Annotated in this window: 22 protein-coding genes and 1 pseudogene; 9 read left to right on the top strand and 14 right to left on the bottom strand. The window is 70.5% G+C overall.

All coding sequences use genetic code 11. The annotated features are described in order from the left end of the window. Positions 1–682: 682 nt before the first annotated feature. A complete protein-coding gene (locus FLV34_RS32515; RefSeq protein ID WP_147944911.1) occupies positions 683–2,215 on the bottom strand; it encodes an FAD-dependent oxidoreductase in 1,533 nt (510 codons plus the stop codon). A 418-nt stretch (positions 2,216–2,633) separates the two neighbouring features. On the opposite strand from FLV34_RS32515, the gene FLV34_RS32520 reads away from it, so the two are divergent. Next, on the top strand, positions 2,634–3,089 hold the full coding sequence (locus tag FLV34_RS32520) for a GbsR/MarR family transcriptional regulator (RefSeq protein ID WP_147944912.1): 456 nt from the start codon (positions 2,634–2,636) through the stop codon (positions 3,087–3,089). Between the two features lie 9 nt (positions 3,090–3,098). Beyond that, positions 3,099–3,923: a class I SAM-dependent methyltransferase gene (locus tag FLV34_RS32525; RefSeq protein WP_147944913.1), complete on the top strand. Its 825-nt coding sequence runs from the start codon at positions 3,099–3,101 to the stop codon at positions 3,921–3,923. A gap of 99 nt (positions 3,924–4,022) precedes the next feature. On the opposite strand, the gene helR is transcribed toward FLV34_RS32525, so the two are convergent. Continuing rightward, a complete protein-coding gene (helR, locus tag FLV34_RS32530; protein WP_147944914.1) occupies positions 4,023–6,167 on the bottom strand; it encodes an RNA polymerase recycling motor ATPase HelR in 2,145 nt (714 codons plus the stop codon). A 330-nt stretch (positions 6,168–6,497) separates the two neighbouring features. Here helR and FLV34_RS32535 point away from each other — a divergent pair, with 330 nt between their 5' ends. From FLV34_RS32535 to FLV34_RS43475, 3 genes and pseudogenes are all read left to right on the top strand, one after another. Next, complete coding sequence (locus tag FLV34_RS32535; protein WP_142651700.1) at positions 6,498–7,130, top strand: LysE family translocator; 633 nt, start codon at positions 6,498–6,500, stop codon at positions 7,128–7,130. Beyond that, complete coding sequence (locus FLV34_RS32540; RefSeq protein WP_147944915.1) at positions 7,127–7,870, top strand: alpha/beta fold hydrolase; 744 nt, start codon at positions 7,127–7,129, stop codon at positions 7,868–7,870. The genes FLV34_RS32535 and FLV34_RS32540 overlap by 4 nt, the downstream gene beginning before the upstream one ends. A gap of 166 nt (positions 7,871–8,036) precedes the next feature. Continuing rightward, positions 8,037–9,146: pseudogene (locus FLV34_RS43475) on the top strand (PLP-dependent aminotransferase family protein); the annotation flags it as partial. A 282-nt stretch (positions 9,147–9,428) separates the two neighbouring features. Here FLV34_RS43475 and FLV34_RS32550 read toward each other — a convergent pair. From FLV34_RS32550 to FLV34_RS32560, 3 genes are all read right to left on the bottom strand, one after another. Continuing rightward, a complete protein-coding gene (locus FLV34_RS32550; RefSeq protein WP_147944916.1) occupies positions 9,429–10,784 on the bottom strand; it encodes an FAD-binding oxidoreductase in 1,356 nt (451 codons plus the stop codon). A 377-nt stretch (positions 10,785–11,161) separates the two neighbouring features. Continuing rightward, a complete protein-coding gene (locus FLV34_RS32555) occupies positions 11,162–11,578 on the bottom strand; it encodes a nuclear transport factor 2 family protein (RefSeq protein ID WP_147944917.1) in 417 nt (138 codons plus the stop codon). Positions 11,579–11,983: 405 nt separating this feature from the next. Then, on the bottom strand, positions 11,984–12,415 hold the full coding sequence (locus tag FLV34_RS32560) for an Rrf2 family transcriptional regulator (RefSeq protein ID WP_147944918.1): 432 nt from the start codon (positions 12,413–12,415) through the stop codon (positions 11,984–11,986). Positions 12,416–12,755: 340 nt separating this feature from the next. On the opposite strand from FLV34_RS32560, the gene FLV34_RS32565 reads away from it, so the two are divergent. After that, positions 12,756–13,583 carry a MarR family winged helix-turn-helix transcriptional regulator gene (locus FLV34_RS32565; RefSeq protein ID WP_222709701.1) on the top strand — a complete coding sequence of 276 codons (828 nt, stop codon included), beginning with the start codon at positions 12,756–12,758 and terminating at the stop codon, positions 13,581–13,583. A 175-nt stretch (positions 13,584–13,758) separates the two neighbouring features. On the opposite strand, the gene FLV34_RS32570 is transcribed toward FLV34_RS32565, so the two are convergent. The 4 genes from FLV34_RS32570 to FLV34_RS32585 all read right to left on the bottom strand — a co-directional run bounded on the left by FLV34_RS32570 (position 13,759) and on the right by FLV34_RS32585 (position 18,087). Next, a complete protein-coding gene (locus FLV34_RS32570) occupies positions 13,759–14,727 on the bottom strand; it encodes an aldo/keto reductase (protein ID WP_147944919.1) in 969 nt (322 codons plus the stop codon). Next, positions 14,639–15,100 (bottom strand): MerR family transcriptional regulator, encoded by a 462-nt coding sequence (locus tag FLV34_RS32575; protein ID WP_142651707.1) that lies wholly within the window; start codon positions 15,098–15,100, stop codon positions 14,639–14,641. Before FLV34_RS32575 ends, FLV34_RS32570 begins: the two co-directional genes overlap by 89 nt. A 99-nt stretch (positions 15,101–15,199) precedes the next feature. Further along, positions 15,200–17,272, bottom strand: coding sequence for a cellulose binding domain-containing protein (locus FLV34_RS32580; protein WP_147944920.1), 2,073 nt, complete (start codon positions 17,270–17,272; stop codon positions 15,200–15,202). Positions 17,273–17,454: 182 nt separating this feature from the next. Beyond that, positions 17,455–18,087, bottom strand: a complete 633-nt coding sequence (locus FLV34_RS32585) for a TetR/AcrR family transcriptional regulator C-terminal domain-containing protein (protein WP_147944921.1) — start codon at positions 18,085–18,087, stop codon at positions 17,455–17,457. A gap of 299 nt (positions 18,088–18,386) precedes the next feature. Between FLV34_RS32585 and FLV34_RS32590 the strand changes: the two genes are divergently transcribed. Further along, a complete protein-coding gene (locus tag FLV34_RS32590) occupies positions 18,387–19,016 on the top strand; it encodes a hypothetical protein (protein ID WP_147944922.1) in 630 nt (209 codons plus the stop codon). 77 nt (positions 19,017–19,093) lie between these two features. Here FLV34_RS32590 and FLV34_RS32595 read toward each other — a convergent pair whose 3' ends face one another. After that, a complete protein-coding gene (locus FLV34_RS32595) occupies positions 19,094–19,474 on the bottom strand; it encodes an ester cyclase (protein ID WP_142651711.1) in 381 nt (126 codons plus the stop codon). Positions 19,475–19,552: 78 nt separating this feature from the next. Here FLV34_RS32595 and FLV34_RS32600 point away from each other — a divergent pair, with 78 nt between their 5' ends. Beyond that, positions 19,553–20,017: a MarR family winged helix-turn-helix transcriptional regulator gene (locus FLV34_RS32600; RefSeq protein ID WP_142651712.1), complete on the top strand. Its 465-nt coding sequence runs from the start codon at positions 19,553–19,555 to the stop codon at positions 20,015–20,017. Positions 20,018–20,079: 62 nt separating this feature from the next. Here FLV34_RS32600 and FLV34_RS41885 read toward each other — a convergent pair whose 3' ends face one another. The 4 genes from FLV34_RS41885 to FLV34_RS32620 form a co-directional block, all read right to left on the bottom strand. Further along, entirely contained in the window at positions 20,080–20,238 is a 159-nt protein-coding gene (locus FLV34_RS41885; protein WP_205831114.1) for a hypothetical protein, read from the bottom strand. Between the two features lie 106 nt (positions 20,239–20,344). Then, complete coding sequence (locus FLV34_RS32610) at positions 20,345–20,890, bottom strand: hypothetical protein (RefSeq protein WP_147944923.1); 546 nt, start codon at positions 20,888–20,890, stop codon at positions 20,345–20,347. 176 nt (positions 20,891–21,066) lie between these two features. Next, positions 21,067–21,840 (bottom strand): SDR family NAD(P)-dependent oxidoreductase, encoded by a 774-nt coding sequence (locus tag FLV34_RS32615; RefSeq protein ID WP_142651714.1) that lies wholly within the window; start codon positions 21,838–21,840, stop codon positions 21,067–21,069. An 81-nt stretch (positions 21,841–21,921) separates the two neighbouring features. Further along, on the bottom strand, positions 21,922–22,491 hold the full coding sequence (locus FLV34_RS32620; protein ID WP_261985982.1) for a MarR family winged helix-turn-helix transcriptional regulator: 570 nt from the start codon (positions 22,489–22,491) through the stop codon (positions 21,922–21,924). A 111-nt stretch (positions 22,492–22,602) separates the two neighbouring features. On the opposite strand from FLV34_RS32620, the gene FLV34_RS32625 reads away from it, so the two are divergent. Further along, entirely contained in the window at positions 22,603–25,911 is a 3,309-nt protein-coding gene (locus tag FLV34_RS32625; protein WP_147944924.1) for an efflux RND transporter permease subunit, read from the top strand. Positions 25,912–26,186 lie beyond the last annotated feature (275 nt).

Consider the following 26,186-nt stretch of genomic DNA (forward strand, 5'->3'; position numbering starts at 1 on the left):
GGACCAGCCCACTCGGACACCCCTACCGCAGCCCACTCCCGAAGATCATCCAGCCCGTCCCCGACCCCCAGCCCCGCACCTGGCCCGACGCCCCACCCGGACGCCTGCCCGCCGACCTCCCCGGAGCACCAGACACGATCATGGCCCCACCATGCCCTCCCACCACCCCACCAGCACAAACCCCCGCAGAAACCCCGGCACAAGCAGCGGGCAGGCAGACAAAGCGGACAGCCGATGCCGACAGTCGCGGCAGGGAAGCGCAGGACAACGGCACATCACAGGACGAATCGGGAGCAAGTTTCATCCAGCGCGACCTCGAGACACCGCCCTTTTGACGACTTGACGACGCCTCGCTCGGCACGGGTTCAAGGGAGAAACCGTTCATGGAAGAAGCGTGCGCGGGGAGTACCGGTTCCTGACGGTCGCTTCACAGCGTGCCGTTGTTCCATCGCTGTTCCATTGGCGCGCCACTTCGGCCGCCCGATTGCGGATCAGCCCGCTCGCCGACGCCGCGGATCGACCCGCGGAGTTTCTTGGAGTGCCAGGGTTAGGCGGCGCTTCTTGAGCGCCAGGGTCACCTGCCCTTGCTCTGCAGTGCCTTGGTCCGTAGAACCTTCGTCCGTAGAACCTTCGTCTGTAGCGCCTTCGTCTGCAGGGCCTCCTCGGCCGCGCCGAGCCCTTCCTAAGCCGCGATGAGGGTCGGGTCGCCGAACCAGCGGGCCGCAGCGTGCCGGAACGCCTCGCGGTCGGGGTCGCGTCCGCCGGTCCAAGCGACGACGCCGTCGGGCCGGATCAGTAGGGCGCCGAATCCGAGGTCGTCGCGCACCGGCCCGGCCGCGTAGCGGATCCGGTCCTTCCAGCTCGTCGCCGCGTCGTGCAGGCACTGGCCGGTGGTGAAGTCGAGCGCGACGCCCTGTCCTTCGCGCAGCAGGTCGCCGAGGCGGGTGCCGTCGGCGAAGTGGAAGTCCGGGGCGGTCCGGCCGACGAGTGGGTGCTCATCGCCCAGGTCGTAGCGATGGAACAGTCCCGAGGTGCTGCGGAACACGTGAGTGGTGCCGTCGCGGGTGGCGAGCAGATCGTGGACGAGGCGTCGCAGGGCCGGGGCGTTGGGGCCGGGGTTCATGGTCGCGACCTGGGCGCGTGACCAGTCGAGGATCGCCGCGCCGACGGGGTGGCGTTCGGAGGTGTAGGTGTCGAGCAGGCCGTCCGGCGCGGTGCCGTGGACGGTAGCGGCGAGCTTCCATCCGAGGTTCACGGCGTCGCCGATGCCGAGGTTGAGGCCCTGGCCGCCGAGCGGGGAGTGGATGTGGGCGGCGTCGCCGGCGAGCAGGACGCGGCCGTGCCGGTAGGTCGTGGCCTGCATCGCGCGGTCGGTGAAGCTGGAGGCGAGATGCACCTCGGTGATGGTCGCGTCGGTGCCGGAGACCCGGCGCAGGACCGTCTGAAGGTGCTCGCGCGTCAACGGCTGCGAGCGATCGAAGGCGCCGCCGTCGAAATCCATCATGCCCAGATGTCCATCGAAGGGCGTCCGCAGATACATGCCGGTCGGCGTCAGGGTGAAGCCCAGGCGCAGCGCATGCGGATCGGCAAAGGTGACGTGGGCGACGTAGCCGGTGAACAGCGGCGGCGTGCCGGCGAAGCGGAAGCCCGCGAGCTCGCGCACCGTGCTGCGCCCGCCGTCGCATCCCACGAGCCAGCGCGCCGGGTGGTCGCGCCCGCCTGCGCGGGCGACGACGGTGTCGCCGTCCTGGGTCACGGCCTCGACGGCAGCACCCCGCACGACCTGTACGCCGAGCCGGGCCGCCCGCTCGGCCAGCACCGTGCAGACCGCGTCGAGGCTGGTCATGATGCCCTCCATCGCCGGGCCGGGCAGCCGGAACGGAAGGGCGGCGGTGTCGATGCCGGCCGGGTCGAGCGGCATGCCCGCGAAATGGCTCACGGCACGAGGCGCGGGCGCCTCCCGCGCGCCGGGGTCCGCGCCGACCTGCGCCCCGTCGGCGCCCGAGGCTTTCAGCAGCTCTCCCAGCATCCCGCGGCGGTAGAACGTCTCCATCGATCCGGGGTTCAGGCCCCGCAGTCCCAGCGGGAGCGTCTTCCACGGTGTGGACGGCTCCTCGTCCCGCTCCAGCACCAGGACCGAGCAGTCCGCCAGCGCCAGCTCACCGGCGAGGAACAGGCCCACCGGGCCGGCCCCCACGATCACCACGTCGTACACGTCGAGGCTCCTTCGACCAGGGCCGCCCGGCGGAGGCTCTCGGAGGGCAGCGCTTGGAACATCGCTCCAACAGTGGAACCGTACTCCATGTTGGAGCAATGCTCCAAACCTGCGTGTACGGACACGTCGGGCCGGATTCGGGTCGGAGTCCGCGCGGTCGCCGCCGCGGGCGATCGAGGGTCGTTCCAAGCAAAGATTGACATTGATAGACATTTCAGTCAGAGTTGAAACAACTAGCAACCAGTTATGGAGCACGCCATGGAACGCGTGGCCTTCAACGGCCTCGTCACCCGCTGCGCGGGCGAGCCCAAGTGCCTCGCGGACATCACCCCGACACCCACCTCCGAGACGGTGGCCGCCATGGCACAGTGAACCGGCACACGGAACCGGCACGCGATCGACAAGGGAGGACGCGACGATGAGCACTGAGGCACAGCAGGACCGGCTGCTCCGCTGGGTGGAGCGGGTGGCGGCCTTCTGCGTCGAGGAGTGGGGGCTGCCGCCCATCACCGGGCGCATCCTCGGCTGGCTCATGATCTGCGATCCGGCCGAGCAGTCCGCCGGCCAGATCGCGGACGTCATCCAGGCCAGCCGGGCTTCGCTCACCTCGAACATGCGTTTCCTCACGGCCATCGGCCTGGTCAAGAAGGTGAGAAGGCCCGGCGATCGCGTCTCCTACTACCGCATCGAAGACGACGCCTGGCAGAAGGTCATCCAGCGCAAGCTCGAAAGCCTGAGCGCGTTCGGCGAGATCGCCGACGAAGGGCTCGACATCGTGGGCGGCGAGGGGCACCGCATCGAGCGCATCAAGGCCGCCCACGACTCCCTGACGTGGCTGCAGGACCTCGCGGCCCGTCATCCGTTACACCGTTAAGGAATCCCCATGCACCGCCTGCACCCCCAGCTCGGGCTGATCCAGGAAACGTCGCTCCTCACTCTCTACGCCAAGGCCCTGGACGCCGTACGGCCCAGCCCGATCCTCGGCGACACGCTCGCCGCCGACCTGGCAGGCACCATCGACTACGACTTCGGCAAGCTGAAGGTCAAGCCCAGCCTCGTCGTCAGCACGGCACTGCGCACCAAGAAGCTCGACGACGTCGTCCGCGCCTTCATGGCCGCTCATCCCGGATGCGTGGTGCTCGACCTGGGCTGCGGCCTGGACACCCGGGTGTTCCGCTGTGCTCCGCCGCCCGGCGTCGACTGGTACGACATCGACTTCCCGGAAGTGGTGGACCTGCGGGCCGAGTGCCTGCCCGGCCCTTCCCACCTGGTCGGAGCCGACCTCACCAGTACAGACTGGATCACAGCCGTCCCCGGCGACCGCCCGGCGATGATCGTCGCCGAGGGGGTGTTCCCCTTCATGACCGGCGACTCCTTCCAGTCGCTGACCCGGGCGCTGACCCGGGCGCTGACCGGCCACTTCCCTTCGGGCGAGCTCGCGCTCAACGGCTACACGCGATTCGCCGCCTGGACGATGAAATATCACCCGACGATCAAGGCGCTCGGCGTCAAGGCCGCCCAGGGCTTCGACGACCCGCACGAACCGGAGTCCTGGCACGCCGGCCTCGAACTGGTCGAGGAACAGTTCGTCACCCGCGCACCGGAAACGGCCCTGTTCCCGCAACCCCTGCGCGCGCTGAGCCGTCTCATCGCCCGCAGCACGGCCTTGTCCCGGCAAGGGGCACGCATTCTCCGCTATCGGTTCTGAGCCCGCGCGACCGGCGGTGGCGGCAAGCGGGAGGGGCGGGCGCGGCACCGTCGTCGGAGCCCGGGCATCGCGGCATCGACGCCGTACGCGGGCGAGACGTCAGCTCGTGAGGATGACGAGCCGCTGGGTCGCCCTGGTCATGGCGACATAGCGGTCGACCGCCCCTTCGATGCCTTCGCCGAACTTCTCCGGGTCGACGAGGACGACCAGGTCGAACTCGAGCCCCTTCGACAGTTCCGGGGACAGCGAACGGACACGCGCGCTGCCCTGGAACGCGGGATGGCCGATGACGCAGGCGGTCCCCTCGGCATTGGCGGCGAGCCAACTGTCGAAGATCGAGCGCAGCTCCGAAAGCGAGCCGTACTTGACGGGGACGCCGCTGCTGCGGACGGAGACCGGCACGTTGGCGTCCGGGAGCATGGCCCGGATGACCGGCTCGGCCTCCGCCATGACCTCTTCCGGCGTCCGGTAGTTGATGCTCAGGGAGGCGAGTTCGATCCGATCGAGCCCGATCCGCTTGAGCCGTTCCTGCCACGACTCGGTGAACCCGTGCCTGGCCTGTGCGCGATCTCCGACGATCGTGAAGCTCCGGGACGGGCAGCGGAGCAGCAGCATCTGCCACTCCGCATCGGTGAGCTCCTGCGCCTCGTCCACGACGACGTGCGCGAACGGTCCGGCGAGCCGGTCCGGGTCGGGCGCGGGCAGCTCGGACTCGTCGACCAGATTGCGCTGCAGGTCCTCCCGGCGCAGCTGCGTCACCAGGCCCTCGCCGTCGTCGTCGGCTTCGATCAGGTTCTCGACGACCTGCGCCATGTGCTCGCGCTGGGCGGCGAGCGCGGCCTCCCTGCGTCGCCTGCGTCGCGACGCCTCCGGGTCGCCGAGCCGCTGCCGCGCCGCGTCGAGGAGCGGCAGGTCGGACACCGTCCAGGCCTGGGCGTCCGCGCGCTGCAGCTTCCGCACCTCGTCGGGGCTGAGCCACGGTGCGCACAACCGCAGGTAGGCGGGCACCGACCACAGGTCTCCGACGAGGTCGGCCGGCTCGATCAGCGGCCAGGCGCGGTTGAAGGTCGTGAGCAGTTCCCTGTCGCGCAGCAGCGACTTGCGGACCAGGTCGGCCGGCGCGTCGCCGTCGTGCTTGTCCACCAGGATGGTGAGCAGTTCCGCCCAGATCTGGTCACGCGCCTCGTTGTGGGGAGTGCCCGGGTCGGGTGCGTCGAACGCCTCGGCCCAGTCGTCGGCGCTGACCGGGATGCTTGACCAGGGGGTCGTGACCGTCATCGGCGTGGTGGGCGGATTCTCGTAGAACCTGACGGCAGGCTCGATCGCCTTTACCAGGTCCGCGGACGACTTCAGGCGGGCCACATCCGGGTCGGTCTCCACCGTCGCGGCCGCTCCCTCGGGGACGAGGTCCCGCAGGGTGCAGGTCTGCACACCCTCCTCGCCGAGGCTGGGCAGGACGTCGGCGACGTACGCCAGGTAGGGCTGGTGCGGGCCGACGAACAGTACGCCGCCCCGGCGGTGGCCGACGCGAGGGTCGGAGTAGAGGAGATAGGCGGAGCGGTGCAGGGCGACGACGGTCTTCCCCGTGCCCGGACCGCCGTCGACGACGAGGGCGCCCCGGGACCCGGCGCGGATGACGGCGTCCTGGTCGGCCTGGATGGTGCCGAGCACGTCGCGCATCCGCGGTGACCGGCTGCCGCCCAGGCTCGCGATGAAAGCGGACTGGTCGTCGAGCGCGGCGTGCCCTTCGAACCCGTCCGGGGTGAACACCTCGTCCCAGTAGTCGCTGATCCGGCCCCGGGTCCAGCGATACCTGCGGCGGCTGGCCAGACCCATCGGATTGGCGTGTGTGGCGCCGAAGAACGGCTCGGCCGCGGGGGAGCGCCAGTCGAGCAGCAGCCGGCGACCGGCGCTGTCGGTGAGGCCGAGCCGTCCGATGTACACGGGCTCGGGATCGTCCTCGCCGACCATGTGTCCGAGGCACAGGTCGAGACCGAAACGACGCAGCACGCGCAGGCGGGCGGTCAGGCGATGGACCTCCAGGTCCCGGTCCATCGCCTGCCTGCCCTTGCCGCCGGGCGCCTTGAGCTCGGCGTCGAGGCGACCGGCCAGGTCGGCGATCGACTGTTCGAGGCTCTCCGCGATGGCCGCGAAGTGCCGCTCGTCGGCGGCGACCAACTTCGGATCGGCCTTGTGGGAGAGGTGGCCGGGAAGGTCGAACGCGCTGGTGGGCAGCGGGTTCACGTCATCAGCTCCGATCTGGGTCGCTAGCGACCGTTCAACGCACCAAGGCGCCCGAACCGGCGTGACGAAGTCCCCGCGCGGCCCATGCGTCGACGGCAACGCGCACGTCGCGTCCCCCGTTTTCCGCAGGCGCTGCTTCCGGCCGATGATTGTGGGGCACGGCGGGGGCCTTGCCGCAAGCCCCCCTGGACGCTATACGTTGAAGGTGGAAAGGGATGGACAGTCCCCTTTTCTCCTTCTCGCGCCGGGGAGGCACAGCCACCTCACGGAGCGGTGCACCGGCTGGTAATGCGCTTGCGGGGCTCGGAGCCCGGCCGAAACCATGAGCGCATGATCTGGATCGCTTTCGTCGGTTCGTGTTTCCTGCTCGCGATGATCCCGGGTGTCAGCACTGCGGTGATCTTGAGACAGACGCTCAGGGCCGGGCGCTCGTCCGGTGTGGCGGCGCTCCTCGGCAACGAAACGGGCATCTTCCTGTGGGCGATGGCCGCCGTGTTCGGTCTGTCCGCGCTGGTCCTGGCCTCGGAGGTCGCCTACGGCGTCATGAAGGCGGTGGGCGCCGCGCTGCTGATCGTGATGGGCGTGCAGTCGCTGTGGAAGGCCCGGCGGGCGCCGGAGGCGCTCGACCCGGGCGTGCCGTACGGTGGGGGAGAGGCGCGCGGCGGATGGCGCCGCTCGTACGGCCTGGGGCTCGCCACCTGCGGCGCCAATCCCAAGGCGGCCGTGTTCGCGATGTCGTTCCTGCCGCAGTTCGTGCCCCAGGGCGCCAATGTGCCGCTGACCCTGACCATGCTCGCGGTGATCTGGGTGGTCGTGGACGTCGCCTGGTACGTCGGGGTGATCTGGCTGATCGGCCAGGCCGGCGCCGTGCTCGGCAGGCCCGCGGTCCGCCGCCGTTTGGAACAGGTGTCGGGGACGGTCCTGGTCGCCCTCGGCGTCCGCGTCGCTTTGGAGGCCCGATGACCGTCTGGCACGAGGAAACCGGCTCCGGCGAGCCCGTCGTCCTGCTGCACTCCGGCGTCGCCGACTCGGGCATGTGGGATCCCCAGTGGAAGCCGCTGGGCGAGCGGTTCCGCGTCATCCGGCTCGACTTCCGGGGGCACGGGCGCACGCCGTGCGTCGCCGACGGGCCCTACACGGACGCCGGCGACGTCGCCGACCTGCTCGCCGCCCTCGGGCTGCGCCAGGTCGGGCTCGTCGGATCGTCGTACGGCGGGCGGGTCGCGCTTGAGCTCGCGACCGGGCATCCCGGCCTCGTCTCGCGGCTCGTGCTGCTGAACGCGGGCTGCGGCCTGCCTCCGACCCCCGACCTGGAAGCGTTCGGGACGGAGGAGGACCGGCTGATAGAGGCGGGCGACGTTGGAGGAGCGGTGGACCTCAACGTCCGCACGTGGCTGGGTCCCGAGGCGGACGAGCCGGTCAGGACGCGGCTGGCCGCGATGCAGCGGCACGCGTTCGAGGTACAGCTCGCCGCCGATCCCGAGCCCGAACGGGGCAGGGACCCGATCGACCTGACGGTGGTCACCACGCCCACGCTGGTGGTCACCGGCGGGCACGACCTGCCGTACTTCCGGGAGAGCGGGCGTCACCTGGCCGAGAGGCTGCCGGACGCCACACTGCTCGAACTCGACTGGGCCGGTCACCTGCCGAGCCTGGAGCGCCCCGACGAGGTCGCCCGTCTGCTCGGCGAGTTCCTCTCCTGATCTACTTTGTAAAGGCGCTCGGCTGTCGAACAACCTCACAAAACGAACACATCCGCGACGAGCCCCGACAGCGCCGGCCCGGGTAGGGTCCGATCCCGTGGGGCGATTGAGGACCGGCTCCGGCCCGGCCGAGGACCTGCTCATCGAACTGGACCGCAACGCCGGGGTGCCACTGCACCGGCAGATCGAGGCGTCCATCCGCGCGAGCATCCGGGCCGGCCGGTTGCGTGCGGGCGCGTCGCTGCCTCCCACCCGCACCCTCGCGGCCGGGCTCGGGGTTTCTCGCGGGGTGGTCGTGGAGGCCTACCAGCAGCTCGTGGCCGAGGGCTACCTCGCCAGCCGATCGGGGGGTTACACCCAGGTCGCCGTGTCGATGCCGCCGGCCGCTACCGAAGCCGACGCAGGCACTGGGGCGGCGACGGCGCAGCCGGACCCCCGTGATGCCGGCTTCAGGATCGACTTCGGATACGGGCGCACCGACGTGTCGCAGTTTCCGCGGGCCGCCTGGCTGCGCTCGGTGCGCACCGTGCTCACCACCACACCCAACGACCGGTTCGTCTACCTCGACGGGCGCGGGGTGCCGGAACTGCGGCAGGCCCTGTGCGACTACCTCAACCGGGTGCGCGGCACGCTGGCCGACCCCGGCAACGTGGTCGTCTGCAACGGCTATGGGCAGGGCATCTCGCTGCTGATCCAGGTGCTCGCGCGGCGCGGCGCCAGGCGGATAGCCCTGGAGGACCCGTCGTCCGACGACGACGCCCGGGTGCTCGCAGCGGCCGCGGGTCTGGACGTGGTCGGCATCCCGGTGGGCCCGGACGGCGTTCAGGTCGAGGCCCTCGACCTGGTCGACGCCGACGCGCTGGTCCTCACGCCGTCGCACCAGTGGCCGACCGGCGGGGTGCTGTCGTCTGCGGCCAGGGCCGAGGCGATCCGCTGGGCGAGACGCCGCGGCGCGATCGTGATCGAGGACGACTACGACGCTGAGTACCGCTACGACCGGTCTCCGGTGGGCGCCATGCAGGGCCTGGCGCCCGAGCATGTCGTCTACTGCGGCACGGCCAGCAAGACGCTCGCGCCGGGGTTGCGGCTCGGCTGGATGGTGGTGCCCGCTCACCTGGTCGCCGACGTCGCGTCGGCGAAGCTGCTCGCCGACCGGGGTTCGTCGGTCATCGACCAGCTGACGTTCGCCGACTTTCTCGGCCGCGGCGAGTTCGACCGTCACCTGCGCCGGATGCGTCCGGTCTACCGGCGCCGGCGTGACGCGCTGCTGGACGCGCTGCGCACGCATCTGCCGGATCTGCGACCGGCCGGGATCGCCGCCGGGCAGCACGTGGTCGCCTGGCTCCCGCCCGGCCTCGACGAGGCGGCGGTGGTGGCGGCCGCCGCCCGGCGCGGGCTCCGCATCCAGGGCGTCGGGCGGTTCCGGATCTCCGGTAGCGGGCCCGGTGGCCTGATCTTCGGCTACGCCATCCTCAGCGAGAGCGCCATCGCCGAGGGGTCGCGCTGCTGGCGGCGGCCATCCGGGACGGATCCTGACGGGCCCGTCACAGCGCCGCCGTCACTGGGCCGGGCGGATGTTCTGGTTCAGGTGGAAGACATTCGCCGGGTCGTAGGCGGTCTTCAAAGCGGTCAGCCGGGCCAGCTTCGCCGCCGAGTACGCCCGCCGCACGCCGCGCTTCCCGTCGGCCAGTTCGTCGGCCGACAACGAGTTGACGTAGACGCCGCTGGCGTACGGCTCGAGCGAGGCGCCGGCCGCGCGGGCCGCACCCATCCTGGCGTCGTCCTCGGCCGGGTCGGTCCAGCGGGCGCCGGCGCCGAACTCGAACATCGTGCCGCGGTGGCTGAACGCCGCGTCCGCGTCCGGGACGTCGTTGATCGCGCCGCCGTGAGCCTGCAGGCCGACGCCCGGCAGCTCCGGGCTCGCGGTCAGGTCGGAGCGGCCGCGCAGCAGGAAGGCCTCGATCGCCGCGGTGGGGAAGCTCCGCAGGTAGTGCCCCGTGGAATAGCGGCGGTACGCGTGGCCGCCGGTGGAGTCGTCGCGCTGCTGCAGTTCGAGGTAGGACGGTGTGGTGACGCGGGAGGCGGTCGGACGCCCGAGCGCGGCCATCGCGGGGAGCAGCCGGCGGCCCTCGTCCGGGTCGCCGACCCACACGAACCCCAGCGTGGCGATCGGGCCGGCGGGAGAGCTCGCGACGCTGGCGGTGAACGTCGCCTGCCGGGGCGCGACGGCGTTCAGGTCGCGCCAGCGCTCGATGACCGGGACGGCGTCCTCGGCGCGGAAGTCGGACTCGGCGACCAGCGTCCGCGTGCCGGTGTGGTGCAACCGGAACTCGAATTCGGTGACGATGCCGAAGTTGCCGCCACCGCCGCGCAGGCCCCAGAACAGGTCGGGGTTCTCGGTGCGGCTCGCGGTGACCACGTCGCCCTCGGCGGTGACCACCGTGTAGGAGGCGACGTTGTCGCAGGCCAGGCCATACTGGCGGGCCAGCCAGCCCATGCCGCCGCCGAGCGTGAGCCCGCCGACGCCGGTGTGGGAGACGTTGCCTGCGGTGGTGGCCAGGCCGTACGCCTGGGACGCCCGGTCCAGCGCACCGAGCAGCGCGCCGCCCTGCACCCGTGCCCGGCGGCGGGCCGGATCGACCCGCACGCCGCCCATGGGCGTGAGGTCGATCATGAGACCACCGTCGGGCACGGCGAAGCCGGCGGCGTTGTGGCCGCCGCAGCGCACGCCGATCTCGAGGTCCTGCTCGCGGGCCAGCCGTACGGCGGTGACCACGTCGGCGACGCTCGCCGCGCGGACGATCATTCGCGGACGCCGGTCGATCATGGCGTTCCAGATGGTGCGGGCGGTGTCGTAGCCGGTGTCGCCAGGGGTGAGCACCTGGCCGTCGAAACGCGTTGCCGTTGTCGTCATGTCCCTCAGCCTGGCAGGAATCGGTACCCTCGATAGGATCCGATCCTGCGGGCGTATTCAGGACCAATTTCCGGTGACCGAGTGGTGCCCCACCGTGCGCGAGCTCGACATGAGCGAACAATCCGGCCTCGGGCCGGGGCCCAGTGCCGAGGGTCGACCGTCAGCTGGTCGGCTCTGAGCGACGAACGATCTCAGGGGTGGCCCGCGCTGGGCGCGGACCATCCCTGATGTGCGTACAGCCCGTTCTGGATGAGCGCGACGATGATGCGGAGCATGCCGTAGGGCGAGTTCTGCTGTCCGATCCGGTTTTGGCCGTGTTCCGCCGACCCTCTACGTACACGTCCGGCCGTGCCGCGGGGACCTGAGTGCTCTCCCGCTCAGGCGGCGTTGAACGCCTCGGCGACGGTCAGCGTGTCCTCGTACAGGTGCATGCGAACGATCCGGCCGTCCTCGACGGCCAGGTGCATGGCCACCGGTGTGGTGAACTCCTTTCCGCTGGCCACGGCGGTATGCGTGAAGACCGCCAGCAGCACCACGTCGCCACCGTCGACGATGACGCGCTCCAGCACGACCTTGCTCCTGCCGTGCGCGAAGTGCGGCCACATCGTGGTGAAGTACGGCGCGACCTCCTCCCGGCGCGTACGGCGCCCGGTCCAGGGCAGCGCGTCACTGCCGGGGACGTGCCAGTCGATCTCCTCGGCGAACAGTTCCTGGATGCCGTCGGGGTCCTGCCTGCCGAGGCGCTCCAGGAACTTCTCGGCCACGGCCCGCGAGGTCTGAGCATCTGTCGCCATCGTCGTTGTCCTTGTCCTTTGTCTCTTCGTCTGCTGTCTCTTCGTCTGCCTGAGGTGCCGGTCGGGCCTCAGCCCTGGAACAGCCAGTGCGTGCCGCTCAGCGGCCCGCCGCACTGCATGAGCGCCCCGCCTTCACGCGGCGCGCCGAGGTGGACTGTCGGGAGCCCGGATTCGGCTCTTCATGACTCACTCCTTGCTGTGTCGTTGTGTCGCAGGCGTTGCGCCGGTGGCGGTCGCACGTGCGCGGCTCAGACGCCCCGGAGCGTCGAATGCGTGCCACTTCGCCGATTCGGCGCCTCGTCCGGCTGTCCCATGAGGCGCTCCGATTCTTGATGTAACCATTTCGGTTACATCGGTGATGTGCGGAGTGCGATCACCTTCGGTCAGGGAAGCCGGCGGTCCGGATCAGGAGGCTTTCAAGACGTCCTGCAGCACGTCCTCCAGCGTCGTCCTGGCCAGCTCCCTGCGCAGAGCGGCCTCCACATGGTCGTACACGGCGGTCATCACTGGTCCGATGCCGTGGCCCACGACGCACTCGGGGTCCGGTGTCGCGGGATGCAGGGCGAAGAGCGGTCCCGGTTCGACCGCCTGGTAGACGTCGAGCAGGGTGATCGCCGCCAGGTCTCGCGCGAGCACCCAGCCTGCCCCCGCCCCCCGCCGTGACTCGGCCAGACCGGCCTTGCGCAGCTCGCCCAGCAGGCGGCGGATCACCACCGGATTGGTGTTGACGCTCGTCGCGATCTGCTCGGAGGTGGCGACTTCGTGGCCACGCCGCTGATACAGGCCGATCCATGTCAGGGCATGCGCCGCGATGGTCAGTCTGCTGTTGGCGCTCACGTCGAACTCCGCCTTTCCCCGACTCTGGTCGTAACCATAGATGTTACAACCGCATGCGGCAAGTTCTGCGGTGCCGGCCCCCGTCCGCGCTGTACCGCGGCATCGGCCGGCCATGGAGACGCCGCCGACGAAAGGCGAACTCAGGAAGGCGGCAACGAAAGCGGCGCGCTCGGCCGCACGCAGCTCGCGAGCGACGACCGGCCTCCTGCGGTTTCAGAAAACCTCGGTCTTCGAGACCGGCCGTCCGGCGGAGGTGTCGGATCCGGGCCGCGCCGTTCGTAGCTTGGGTGAGCGGTCACCCACGAGGGTGCTGCCACGACCAAAAGGGAGATGCCGACCGATGCTGTCTCACCCGCCGGCCAAGGTCCACCGCATGTTCGAGCTCGTCGAGCCGATCGGCACCGTCACCTTCTCCGAGGTGGTGAACGAGGCGTTCCTGGCCCTCGGCATGCGCAACTACTGGGACGGGTATTTCGCGGGCCGGGCCGCACCGCTGGGGGCGGCGCCGGCAGAGGTGGTGCACGCGGTCTTCTACAACTTCGCCGAGGGCGAGGTGGCACGCCACATCCCCTGGGTGTGGGGGAAGATCACTCCGGAGGAGGCGATCGCCGTACGCGAGCAGGCCAGCGCCACCGCCCTGCGGCAACTGCTGGGGGAGTGGGCCGGCTTTCCCGCCGTGGTGCGGATCGCCGACCTCGCCACCCGAGCAGCGGTCAGCGCGCCGCCCGAGGGCAGGCCGCTGTACGCGGGGCTCCGGGCGCTCGACGTGCCCGAGGAGCCGGTGGCCAGGCTGTGGCACGCGGCGACGCTGCTGCGGGAGCACCGCGGAGACGGGCACAACGCCGCCCTCGTCGCCCACGGTATCGGCGGCACCGAGGCCCATGTCCTGATGGCTCTGTCCCTCGGGATGATGGCGGAGGACTTCGGCCGGATCCACCACCTGCCCAAGGCGCGGCTGGCGGCCGTCGTCGACGGGCTCCGCGACCGCGGCCTCGTGGACGCCGCCGGCGGGTTCACCGACGCCGGCAGGGAGACCAGGCGGCGAATCGAGGCCCTCACCGACGAGCTGGCGGCTCCGGCGTACGACGTGCTCAGCGCGGACGAGCTCGACGAGCTGATCGCGGGGCTCGAACCGATCGCCGCCGCCGTGCAGGCCGCCGATGACTGAGGGGGCACTGAGTAGCTCCTGACCATCGGTGCGGCCTCGGCGAGCGCTCGCATAGATCAGATCTACTTTGTAAAGGCACCAGACTGCTGGAAAACCAAGATCAACTTTAAAAAAACCAGCCCTCAACAACCGGGGAGCCCGGCGCGGGGCTCGTGCCGGGCTCCCCGGTTGCCGGTCAGTGGTTGAGGGTGCTCATCCCGGCGGGGTCGTACCGCTCACCGGCGAGGGAGTCGAGCGCGTCGAGGTGCTCCGGCTCGAACTTGACGGCCAGGGCCGCGACGTTCTCCTCCAGCCGGACGACCCGCTTGGTGCCGGGGATCGGCACGACGTCGTCCCCGGCCCTGGTGAGCACCCAGGCGAGGGCCACCTGCGCCGGGGTCGCGCCGAGCGTAACGGCGATCTCGCCGACCTTGGCCACGAGGGCCTGGTTGGCGGCGAAGTTGTCGCCCTGCCAGCGGGGGTTGTGGTGGCGGAAGTCGTCGCCGGACAGTTCCCCGGTGTTCGTGAACGCGCCGGTCAGCAGGCCGCGTCCGAGGGGGCTGTAGGCCACCAGGCCGATGCCGAGCTCCCGGAGCGTGGGCAGCAGTTCGTTCTCGATGTCCCGGGTGAACAGCGAGTATTCGTACTGTCCCGCGGTGACCGGGTGGACGGCGTGCGCGCGGCGCACGGTGGCGGGCGCGGCCTCGGAGATGCCGAGGTGGCGGACCTTGCCGGCCTCGACCAGCTCCTTCATGGCACCCCAGGTCTCCTCGACGGGGACGCCTGGATCGATGCGGTGCTGGTAGTACAGGTCGATGTGGTCGACTCCGAGCCGCTCCAGCGAGGCGTCGCAGCAGCGGCGTACGTAGTCGGGGCGGCCGTTGATGCCCACGCGGGTGCCGTCGGGCAGGCGCTCGATGCCGAACTTGGTGGCCAGCACGACCTGGTCGCGCCGGTCGGCGATCGCCTTCCCGACGAGCCTCTCGTTGGTGAACGGCCCGTACGCGTCGGAGGTGTCGAGGAGGGTGATCCCCAGGTCGAGCGCGCGGTGGAGAGTGCGGATCGATTCGGCCTCGTCACCCGGGCCGTAGAAGTCGCTCATCCCCATGCAGCCAAGGCCGAGCGCCGAGGTGCGGAGGCCCTGGCCGAGTGTGTGCTGCTTCATTCTTCTCCCCTGATTTTGCGGCGTAGAGATCGATCTTCTGGTCGACGATCTCGAGATCGCTTCGAAGCTGCTCGATTTTGGCGATCACGTCGGCCCGGTGGGCCTCGAGCATCTCCTTGCGGGCCACGTACGTGTCCCGGCCCCTGCGGACGAGCTCGGCGTACCGGCGCATCGCGGCGATGGGCATGCCGCTCGCCCGCAGGCGGGTGAGCAGCGCGATCCATTCGGCGTCCCGCTCGGTGTAGCGCCGGTGGCCGTTGCCGCCGCGCGGCGGCGGCTCCAGCATGAGTCCGGTGCGTTCGTAGTAGCGCAGCGTGTGGGCGGTAAGGCCGGTACGCTGCGCTACCTGCGCGATGGTCATGCCCTCGTCCATGGGGACCAGTCTGGGAGTTAGAGCGCGCTCTAAGTCAAGTCGGCGATCATGGGGCTGTGTTCACGTGCGGTGCGGAGGTTCACTGTGCGGTGGAGAGGTTCACTGTGCGGTGCAGAGGGTGCCGTTCAGGGTGAAGGCGGTCGGGAACACGTTGGGGCCGCTGTAGGCGCCGACGAAGCCCATGGAGGTGCTCGCGCCGGGGGCGAGCTTGCCGTTGTCCGGGGTGTTGGTGACGGTCACCGAGGTCCCGGTCTGCGTCCAGTTGGCGCTCCATCCGCTGCTGACGCTCTGCCAGGCGGTGGGCCAGGTGAAGTGGAGCGTCCAGCCGTCGATGGCGGCCGTGCCGGTGTTGGTGACGTCCACGGTGGCGACGAACCCGTTGCCCCAGTCGTTGGTGTCGGTCAGGCGTACCGAGCAGGAGCTCTCGTCGGGGCTGCCGGTGGCGAAGGTGAGCGGCGGGGAGGCCCAGGAGACCCGGCCGGCGGTGTCGCGGGTGATGACGTTGACCGTGTAGCGGGTGCCGGGGACGAGGTTGCGGACCGTGAAGGAGGTGCCGGAGGTCTCGCCGAGTTGTTCGGTGACGGCGCCGTTCTGGCGGTGGATCTCATACTTGGCGATGGGGCTCGCGCCGGGCTGGGCGGCGGGCCAGGTGATCGTGGCGGTCTTGTCGGTGACGCCGCTCGCGGCGGGCTGTCCGGGGGCGGTGGGGGCGCCGGTGGTGGCGGTGGCCGGGTGCAGCACCAGCGTGGTCAGCGAGTACGGCGGGAGTGTCTGGGCGGTGGCCGTGCCGGTCTGGCCGGTGCTGATCGAGGTGGCGCCGTTGGTGAGGGTCCGCACGGTGGGCGCTCCGGCGGCGGGGGCGAATCCCGCGTAGTCGATCTTCACCTGGTGTTCGGCGTCCGGGTCGCGGTTGATCAGCAGGACGGCGAGGTCGCCGTCGGCGCGGCGTACGGCGTGCGCGGCGACCAGCGGCTCGTCGGTGGCGGCGCGGACGAACCGGTCGCCGGGGCGGGCGAACGAGCTGATCATGGACAGCGCGTGGTAGGGGGCGAAGGGCGTGTTCAGCGGGGGTTCGCAGGTGTCGCCGGAGCATCCGCCGCTGGACAGCATGCCGAAGTCGCCGTAGTCGGTCTGGCCGGCGACGGTGGTGACGGTGCCGATGCCGTTGTGGACGTTCCACCAGTCGACGGTGAAGACGCCCTGTTCCAGGAGGCCGGCGTAGGCGTCGGCGGCGAACAGCGCGCCGGGCTGGGTGTTCGGCGCGATCCCGCTGTTGATCTCGGTCACCGCGATGCCGATGTCACCGGCGCGGGCGCCGGCGTGCTTGGCGATCTGCTTGCGGACCAGGTAGATCATGTCGGGGATGTGGGCGGTCTTGGTGAGGACGTCGGCCGCGTCGCTGTACGGCGGATACCAGTGCAGGATGACGAAGTCGATCTTCGAGGCGGCCATCGACAGGACGGTGTCGTTCCAGGTGGCCTGGTCGCCTTCGGCGACGATGCCGTCGGGCCAGTTGGCGGGGGTGGTGAGCACCGCGCCGATCTTGATGGTGGGGTCGACGGCCTTCATGGCGTCGGAATACTCGATGAGGTTCCTGGCGTATTCGGCCGGGCTCTTGTCGGCGTGGTCGTCGGCCTCCCAGTCGGCGCCGTAATGGCCGTTGCCGTAGTTCTCGTTGCCGATCTCCCAGAACTTCACGCCGTACTTCTTGGTGACGTTGGCGTACTCGACCCAGTCGGCGGCCTCCTGAGCGGTGCCGGTGCCGTAGTTGGCGATGATGATCGGCTGGGCGCCGGTGCGCCTGGCTCCGCTGATGAAGGTGTCGAAGTCGGTGCCGGGGGCGACGTAGCCGCCGGGGGCGGTGTGGGTCTTCCAGTGGTAGATGTCGGAGTACGACCCGCCCGGGTAGCGCAGCATCTTCACGCCGGCGGCCTTGAGGAGGTCGGCGGTCTCGTTCGTGCCGAGGTTGCTGTCCCAGATCGCGTGGTTGGTGCCCACGGCGGTGTCGGACACGGCGGCCAGGCCCGCGCGGGTGTTGACGGTGACGGTGACGGGCGTGGTGCCGGGCGCGGTGTCGGCGGTCGCGGCGGGTACGCCGGTGAGGACCTGGGCGGCCACCGCTGCGCCCGTGACAAATGCGATGGCCGGCCTGGCGATGCGCAGGGTGCTCATAACGTCCCTTTTTTCTTGAGGATCTTGCTCGTGCGATCGTGATCAGGACGTACTGAAACGGTCAAGCGGAGGCCCCTCGGCAGGGCCCTGAGCTGCGGCGGAGTTAGGCGGGTCGTGCAACTTTCACGCGGAATTCCGTGGTGCCGGGATCGGCTTTCACGCGGACTCCCGCGCGCCAAAGGTCAGGACGCGGGGCCGGTCTGTGCGGCGGGACCGCGGACGATCAGCTCCACGCAGTCGCGGAACAGGTCGTCGACGGTGCGGCCGGGCTGGAAATACTCGGTCACACCGGCCATGACGGTGGGGTGCGCCGCGGCGTACGCGGCCATGTCGAAGCCGTCGAGGGCCTCCGCGTCGGGACGGCCGGCCTGTTCCTCCAGGACGTAGCCGACGGTGAAGCGCAACACCGTCAAGACGATGAGGCGGGCCTGCGGCAGGGGTATGCCGCGCCCGACCAGCGTGCTCATCGCCAGTTCCGAGATGCCGGCCATCTTGAGGGACAGCTGGGAGACCGCGATGATGCGGGCTCCGTCCGGGTGGGTCAGCAGCGCGCGGCGCAGCCGCCCGGCCAGGCCGATCAGCCAGTCCTGCCAGTGCTCCTCGGGCGCGGCCGGTTCCGGCTCGGGGAACTGCTGCTCCAGGATCGCCTCGGCGATCGCGGTGACCAGCGCGGCCTTGTTCGGGAAGTGCCAATAGAGGGTCGGCGACTGTACGCCGAGCCGGGCGGCCAGTTTGCGCGTGGTGACGCCGTCGAGACCCTCCGCGTCGAGGAGCGCGACCGCTTCGGCGACGATCCGCTGCTTGTCCAGAGCCAATTCCGGCACCTCCCCGCCAGACCTTATCAGTGATAGAGTTCCCTATCAGTGATAGGGAACCGCTCGGTTGAACCCGCCGTGCCGGTGGCGCGTCCCGGAGGTATGAAGAGATCGCGTTTGGCCGTCATCGCACTGCTCGTGATGGTGTGCGCCTGCGGCCGGTCCGGTGCCGGTCCGGTGTCCACCGTGGGCGGGACCGAGACGATCGTCTTGCCGCGTGCCGGCCGGCCTGCGGCGCATCGGCCCACCCTGGAGCGGCTCAAGCGAGAGGCGGCGGAGTCGGGGCGGCTCTGGAGGAGGTGGTCCGGCGGTACGCGGCCCGGATGGCCGCCACCTCGTCGCCCAGGCCCACGGACTTCGAGGGGTACGACCCGGCGGCGACCGAGCCGGAGGTGACGATCGACGGCATTCCGTACGCCGAGCTGGTCGACCTGGGCGCCATCGCCAGGTCGGAAGGGCTCTCCTACGAGGAGGCCATCGACCGGTTCGGCGCGCAGTCGTCCAACCAACGGGTGATCGACAAGCTCAACGCGCAGTTCCCTGATGAGATCTCCGGCGTCCGATACGTCGACGACCAGCGGGGGCTGCGCGTCGGCTTCAAGGGCCGCATCCCGGCTCGGGCGATCGAGCTGGCCAGGACCCTTCCACTGGAGGTCACCCTGATCGGCGGCAAGGGATTTTCGGCCGCGGAGCTCCGGCGGGTGCAGGACGCCGTCGTCTCCCGGCTCGGATCCCGTCCCGAGGTGGCCACGATGACGGCGTACGCGGATGAGGAGACCGGACGGGTCAAGGTCGTCGTTCAGCCGAAGGTGATGCCGGACGACGTGGAGGAGTTCACACGCGGGCTGCGGCTCCCGCGGCCGGACAATCCGTACATCACCGTCGAGGTCACCGTCTCCGCCGAATCGGTCGCCCCCCGGATGCAATGAGTGCCCGGCCGGCCCGCCGGGGGGCTTCGGCGGGCCGGCCGGAGCTCCCCGGGGCCGGGATCAGGTCACGACGTGCGTCACGCGGCGCGCGGGAGCGAGCTGGAGTCGATGACCGGCCAGATCTCGGCCACCTTGCCGTCCTCCAGCCGGAAGACGACGCAGGCGTGCACCTCCAGCGGGCCGCCGGTGGCGGGGAAGCCGAAGAAGTCGCCCTGGTGCGTGCCGCGCAGCGTCCACCGGGTGGCCACCCGGTCGCCTTCGGCGATCATGTCTTCGACGTCGAAGTGCAGGTCGGGCACCGCGCTGCGGAGGTAGCGGGCGGTCTCCTTGAGCGCCTCCGGGCCGCGTACGGAACCGGCGCGGGGTGCGAAGTCCGGGCCGACGATCTCGTCGGCGACATCGAGGTCGTCGGCGTTGAGCACCTCGTCGTAGAAGCGCTTGATCACGTCTTTGATCATGGAATCCTCCCGCTAAACTAGTCACTAGAGAGTCATATCTCTAGGTTTCCTAGATATTTGGAAGGCTAAGGAGTTGGTGTGGTCGTGTCAAGGCGCGCCGAGCTCATGGACCAATTGCTCGACGGGCTGCGCCGCACGGGCGCGTGGTCGGTCGCGATGAGCCAGGCCGCGGCCGAACGGATCGGCGTGAACACGACCGACCTGCACTGCCTCAACCTGCTCAGCGACGGCCCGATGACGGCCGGCGAACTGGCCGGGCGCGCGGGCATCACGACCGCGTCCGTCACCGGGGTGATCGACCGGCTGGAGGCGGCCGGCTACGTGCGGCGCGAGCGCGACGGCTCCGACCGCCGCAAGGTCATGGTCACGCTCCAGGTGCGGCAGGCGGCGCAGGACGTCGCGCCGGTGTTCCGGCCGTTCGTCCAGGCGTGGCGGGGGGCGATGGACGACTACACCGACGAGCAGCTGGAGCTGATCGCCACCTTCCTGAGCCGTACGCAGGAGGTCTTCCAATCCGAGGTCGGACGCATGCGCGCCGAATAGCAGCCCGTTCCCGACGGTGAGGCCGGGCTCATGCCCGCGCCTTGATCCCCGCCTCGACCCGTCTAGACCTGGGTCTCGATCTGGGCGAGGTGGGCGGCGAGGATCTCCTCGAACGCGGCGCGGCGGTCGGCCCCGAGAGGGCGGATGTCGCGGGCGAAGTGGGCCAGGGCCGGGAAGCGTCCGGGGTCGGCGCCGAGGACCGCGACGCGGAACTGCTCCATGCCCTGTTCGTACTCCTCCGGGGTGATCGCGCCGGCCCCGGCCTCGGCGGAGATCAGCGCCGCGACGAGGATCGCGATCCGGTGATAGCGCGCCGGTCCCGTCGCGTCACGAGCTGTGGCGGATCGGCATGTCCTGGACGATCGAGCATATGTCCGGGTCGGTTGCGCAGAAGCCGGCCTCCACGTCGAACCTGCCGTGGTCGGTGATGGCCTGCTGCGCCCGGCCCCGCACGAAGGCGGGGCTGATGACGCCGGTCAGGTTCTGGTTGTAATGGCCCGCGCCGGACTGCCCTTGGCCACCGCCCGCACGACCGCCCCTGATGACCTGGCCGCCGCCCGTACGTCCTCTTCTGCCCATCTGCCCGCCGCCTCCGCCCGGACCGGGCGTGCGCGTGACACCGAGCTTCGCGCGGGAGTGGTGCGGGGCGACGCGGGCCGTCGCCGGCTGGGCGACCACGACCCCCGCCGCGGCGATCACGAGCGCGGCCACGACCAGCCGCCGGGTCGAGCGGCCCAGCGCGGAGACCTGCGCGGGGACCTTGGTGTCGCGCGGGTCGCGCGCGCGGGAGCGGGACATCTCGGTGCGTGCCTTCCTGTTCCTGCCCCGGCGTTCGCTGTCGCTCGTCCGGTTGCGCCGGGACGTGACCCTCATACCCGGCCTGGAACCCGGTAGCTGCGGCGCGGGGCCAAGTAGCGATCAGCGGTCGGCCACGGCCCCGGAAACCCGCAGGTCAACCGGGGCCGCGCTTTCCAGCGGACTTCCGGTGGACAGCGCTTTCTGGTGGACGGTGCTTTCTGGTGGACGGTGCTTTCTGGTGGACGGTGCTTCTAGTGGACGCTGAAGCCGCCGTCGACGCAGATGGCCTGGCCGGTGACGTACGACGAGGAGTCGGAGGCGAGGAAGACGGCCACGCCGCGGAAGTCGTCGGGGACGCCGTTGCGGCCGGTCATGGTGCGGGCGGCCATCTGCTCCACCCGTCCGGGCACGGCCTGGGCGGGCGCGGTCAGCGGGGTCAGGATGAAGCCGGGGATGAGCGTGTTGCTGGTGACCCCGCGCGCCGACCACGCCTCGGCCTGGGAGCGGGTCAGCCCGCAGATGCCGGCCTTGGCCGTGCCGTACACGCCGCTGTCGCCGAATGCGCTGATCGACTGCTGGGAGCCGATGTTGATGATGCGGCCCCGGCCCCGGGCGGCCATGCGGGGGCCGAAGTGCTGCCCGAGCAGGAACGGCGCGGTGAGGTTGACGGCGATGGTCTGGTCGTAGTCGCCGGGGGTCAGCTCTGCCATGGGCTTTCTGATGTTGTTGGCGGCGTCGTTGACGAGTATGTCGATCTCGCCGAAGAAGCCGCCCGCCTCCTCGCACACGCGGGCGACGCCGGCGCGGTCGCCGAGGTCGGCGCTGATGGCGGCGGCGCGCACGCCGAGGCCGTGGAGCCGGTCGACGGCCTCGGTGAGCTCCTTCTGCCGCCTGGCGACCAGGACCACGGCCGCTCCGGCGCGTCCGAGCGCCTCGGCGATGGCGTATCCGATGCCGGAGCTGCCTCCGGTGACGAGGGCGACCCGGCCGGTGAGTGAGAAGAGTTCCTCGATGTAGGTCGGCATGTCGCCGGAAGGTACCAGCAGGCCGGGGCGGGCCCGGCGGACGGGCCGGAGGGCGAGACGAGAGGCAGGCCGAGGAGCAGGTCAGGCGGTCGGGCCGGTCGGGTCGGCGTCTTCGGCGTGCATCTCGCGCATCACGTCCTCGATCTTGCGCATCACCGTCTCCATGGTGCGCAGGGTCTCGGTGTCGAGGCGCCGCAGGAGGCGGATGTAGCCTCCGGTGCCGGCCTCGACGATCTCGCTGGTGAGCCGCCGCCCGGCCTCGGTGAGCTCGACCCGGCGTACGCGGCGGTCGTGGGGGTCCTCGTGCCGGCTGGCCAGGCCCTGGGCCACCACGCGGTCGACGATGCCGGTGACGGTGGCCAGGCCGACGCCGAGGTGGCGGGCGAGCTCCTGCCCGGAGGTGGATCCGGCGAACGACAGGAACATGACGACCTTGAGCTGCTGCATCGTGAGGGTGGAGGCGAGCAGCGGCATCGAGCGGTCGCGGGCGAAGAAGCGGCCCATGCTGCGCTGCAGTTCCGCGAGGCGGGTGATGAGGCACCCGCGCTCGGCGTCCTCCCCGATCTCCCCGTGGGGGGCGGGGGCGTCCTGCGGGCGGGGGGCGGACGCCGCACCGGTTCCGGTGCGCCGCTCGGCTGGGCTGTCGTTCACTGTCACCTCTCGGGTCAAGAGGTTACCAGCCGTTAATGCGACCGCTGAATGTTCGCATGATGCGAAGTGTTAGGCTTGGGAAAATAGTTTCCCCCGATGTCAGGAGCTCGCATGACCTCCTTGGCCAGGCTGAGCCTTGGCAACCGCACTCTCGTGATCATGATTGCGGTGGTGCTCGCGGGTTTCGGCTTGTTCGCGATTCCCTCGCTGAAACAACAGCTTTTCCCGTCGCTGGAGTTCCCGGCGGCGTTCACGGTGGCGAGTTATCCGGGTGCCGCTCCCGAGATCGTCGAGGAGCAGGTCACCAAGCCGATCGAGAGCGCGTTCCAGGGTATCGCCGGCGTCACCGACATCACCTCCACATCCCGCGAAGGGATGTCGCAGGTGCAGGTGGCGTATGAGTACGGCACCGACATCGACCAGATGATCGGGAAGATGCAGCAGGCCGTCAGCCGCATCAAGGCGCAGCTTCCGGCCGACGTCGATCCGCAGGTGGTCGCGGGCAGCACCGACGACATCCCGGTGATGGCGATCGCGGTGGGCGACGGCGGCGACCAGCACGCCATGGCCGACAAGATCGAGAAGATCATGGTGCCAGAGCTGCAGTCGATCGAGGGCGTCCGCGACGTCACCGTCAGCGGCGCCGCCGAGCAGCAGGTCGTCATCACCCCCGACCAGGGCAGGCTCGCCCTGCTGGGGCTGTCGGCCGCGGCCATTCCCGATCTCCTGCGGTCCAACGGGGTCTCCATCCCGGCCGGCACGCTGACCGAGGACGGCAAGTCGCTGACCGTGCAGATCGGCGACCCGGTCCGTACGGTGAAGGACCTGGAGAACCTCTACCTGACCCCCCTCGCGCCCGCGGCGGGTGGTCAGGGCGCCGCGGCCGGGCAGCGCGGCGGCGCGACCCCGGGTCAGGCCGCCGGACAGACGGCGGGCCGGGCCGGAGGGCAGGGCGCGGGACAAGGCGGCGCCGCCGTGCCGGGGACGTCCACGGCAGCGGCTGCGGCGCAGGCCCGCGCCGCCGGGGCCCGGCCGAAGCCGGTCAAGCTCGGGGACGTGGCCGACATCAAGGTCGTGGACGCCTCCGCGACCACGTTCACCCGCACCAACGGCACCCCGAGCCTCGGCGTGTCGATCACGATGGTGCCCGACGGCAACGCCGTGCAGATCTCCCACGCGGTGAACGACGCGCTGCCGGACCTGACCCGGGCCCTCGGCGACACCGCCGAGCTGACCGTGGTGTTCGACCAGGCGCCGTACGTCGAGCGGTCCATCGAGGATCTCACCACCGAGGGCCTGCTGGGCCTCGCGTTCGCCGTGCTCGTGATCCTGGTGTTCCTGCTGTCGGTCCGCTCGACCCTGGTCACGGCCGTGTCGATCCCGCTGTCGGTGGTGATCGCGCTGATCGCGCTGTGGATCGGCGACTACTCGCTGAACCTGCTGACGCTGGGGGCGCTGACGATCGCCGTGGGCCGCGTGGTCGACGACTCGATCGTGGTGCTGGAGAACATCAAACGCCATCTCGCCTACGGCGAGGAGAAGCGGCGGGCGATCCTCGGCGCGGTACGCGAGGTGTCCGGCGCGGTGACCGCCTCGACGCTCACGACGGTCGCGGTGTTCCTGCCGATCGCCTTCGTCGGCGGGATGGTGGGGCAGCTGTTCAGCCCGTTCGCCATCACGGTGACCGTGGCTCTGCTGGCGTCGCTGCTGGTGGCGCTGACCGTCATCCCGGTGCTGGCCTACTGGTTCCTCAAGGCGCCGTCGCTCACCCCGCAGGAGATGCAGGCCGCACGCGAGGACGCCGAACGCAAGGAGCTGCGCAGCCCGCTGCAGCGGATCTACCTGCCGGTGCTGCGGTTCGCGACGCGGCGGCGCCTGGTCACCGTGCTGATCGGGGTGGTGGTGTTCGCCGCGACGATGGCGCTGGCGCCCAACCTGAAGACGAACTTCCTCGACAACTCGGGCAACGACACCACGCAGATCAGCCAGCGGATGCCGGCCGGCACCGACCTGGCGACCACCGACGCGGCGGCCAAGAAGGTCGAGGCGGTGCTGGAGGCCGACGGGGGCGTGAAGTCCTATCAGGTGACGGTCGGCGGCGGCAACCGCTTCCTCGGCGGGGTGGGCGGCGGCGCGGACCGCGCGTCGTTCTCCGTCACGCTGAAGGAGGGCGAGGACACCTCCGCGCTGGAGGACCGGCTGCGGCAGCGTCTCAAGGGCCTGACGGGGATCGGCGACGTCACGGTCGGCGGCAGCGGCGGCGGGTTCAACTCCGACCAGGTGCAGGTCATCGTGCAGGGCTCGGACCAGGCCGCGCTGAAGACGGCGGCCACCACGGTGCGCGACGCCATGGCCAAGATCGACGGACTGCGCGACGTGGCCTCCAACCTCGAAGACAGCGTCCCGCGGGTCGAGGTGCACGTGGACCGGGAGAAGGCCGCCGCCAGGGGCCTGACCGAGGCCGGGATCGGGCAGCTGGTCGCGCAGGCGTTCCGCGGCGCGCCGGTCGGCTCGATCGACGTCGGCGGCCGCTCCAACGACGTGATCCTGCGCGCCGCCGGTGACGCGCCCGACGACATCGCCGCGATCAGGAAGCTCGAGATCCCCACGGCGACGGGCCTGGTGAAGCTCGGCGACGTCGCCGACGTGGTGAAGGCCGACGGCCCGACCCAGATCACCCGGCAGGACGGCGACCGCACCGCCACGGTGTCCGGCACCGCCGACGCGTCCAACCTCGGCGCGATCACCACGAAGGTCACCGACACGCTGAAGACGCTGACGCTGCCGGCCGGGGTGACGTACAAGATCGGCGGGGCGAGCTCCCAGCAGCAGGACGCGTTCGCCGACCTGGGGCTGGCCATGCTGCTCGCGGTGGCGATCGTCTTCATGATCATGGTGGCGACGTTCCGCAGCCTGGTGCAGCCGCTGATCCTGCTGGTGTCGATCCCGTTCGCGGCGACCGGCGCGATCGGGCTGCTGCTGGCCACCGACACGGCGCTCGGCGTGCCCGCGCTGATCGGCATGCTGATGCTGATCGGCATCGTCGTCACCAACGCGATCGTGCTGATCGACCTGATCAACCAGTATCGCGAGCAGGGGCTTGGCGTGGTGGAGGCGGTCATGGAGGGCGGCCGGCGGCGACTTCGCCCGATCCTGATGACCGCGATCGCGACGATCTGCGCGCTCACCCCGATGGCGCTGGGCGTGACCGGTTCGGGTGGGTTCATCTCCCAGCCGCTGGCCATCGTCGTGATCGGCGGCCTGATCTCCTCGACGCTGCTGACGCTGGTGCTGGTGCCGACGCTCTACACGATGGTGGAGCGGCTCAAGGAGCGCATGCGCCGTACGCCGAAGCCGCCCGCCTCGGGTGACGACGAGCTGACCGTGTATGGCAAGGAGGCCCTCGAACCGGCCCCGTGAATCAGGCCGGGGGAACCAGGCGGGGTGAAACGGGAGCCGGTGATCAGGGCCGCGCGAGCCGCGCCCCAGTGAACCGGGATCAGTGAACCGGCCCAGTGGATTGGGCCCAGTGGATTGGACACAGTGAACCAGTTCCAGTGATCCGAGCGTGGACCTGCGGGCCGAGTGCCTGGCCGGCCCTTCCCGCCTGGCCGGAGCCGACCTCACCGGCTCCGGCTGGATCACGGCCATCCCTGGCGACCGCCCGGCGATGATCGTCGCCGGCCTGTCACAAC

Source organism: Microbispora sp. CSR-4 (assembly GCF_008033685.1).
Taxonomy (GTDB): Bacteria; Actinomycetota; Actinomycetes; order Streptosporangiales; family Streptosporangiaceae; genus Microbispora.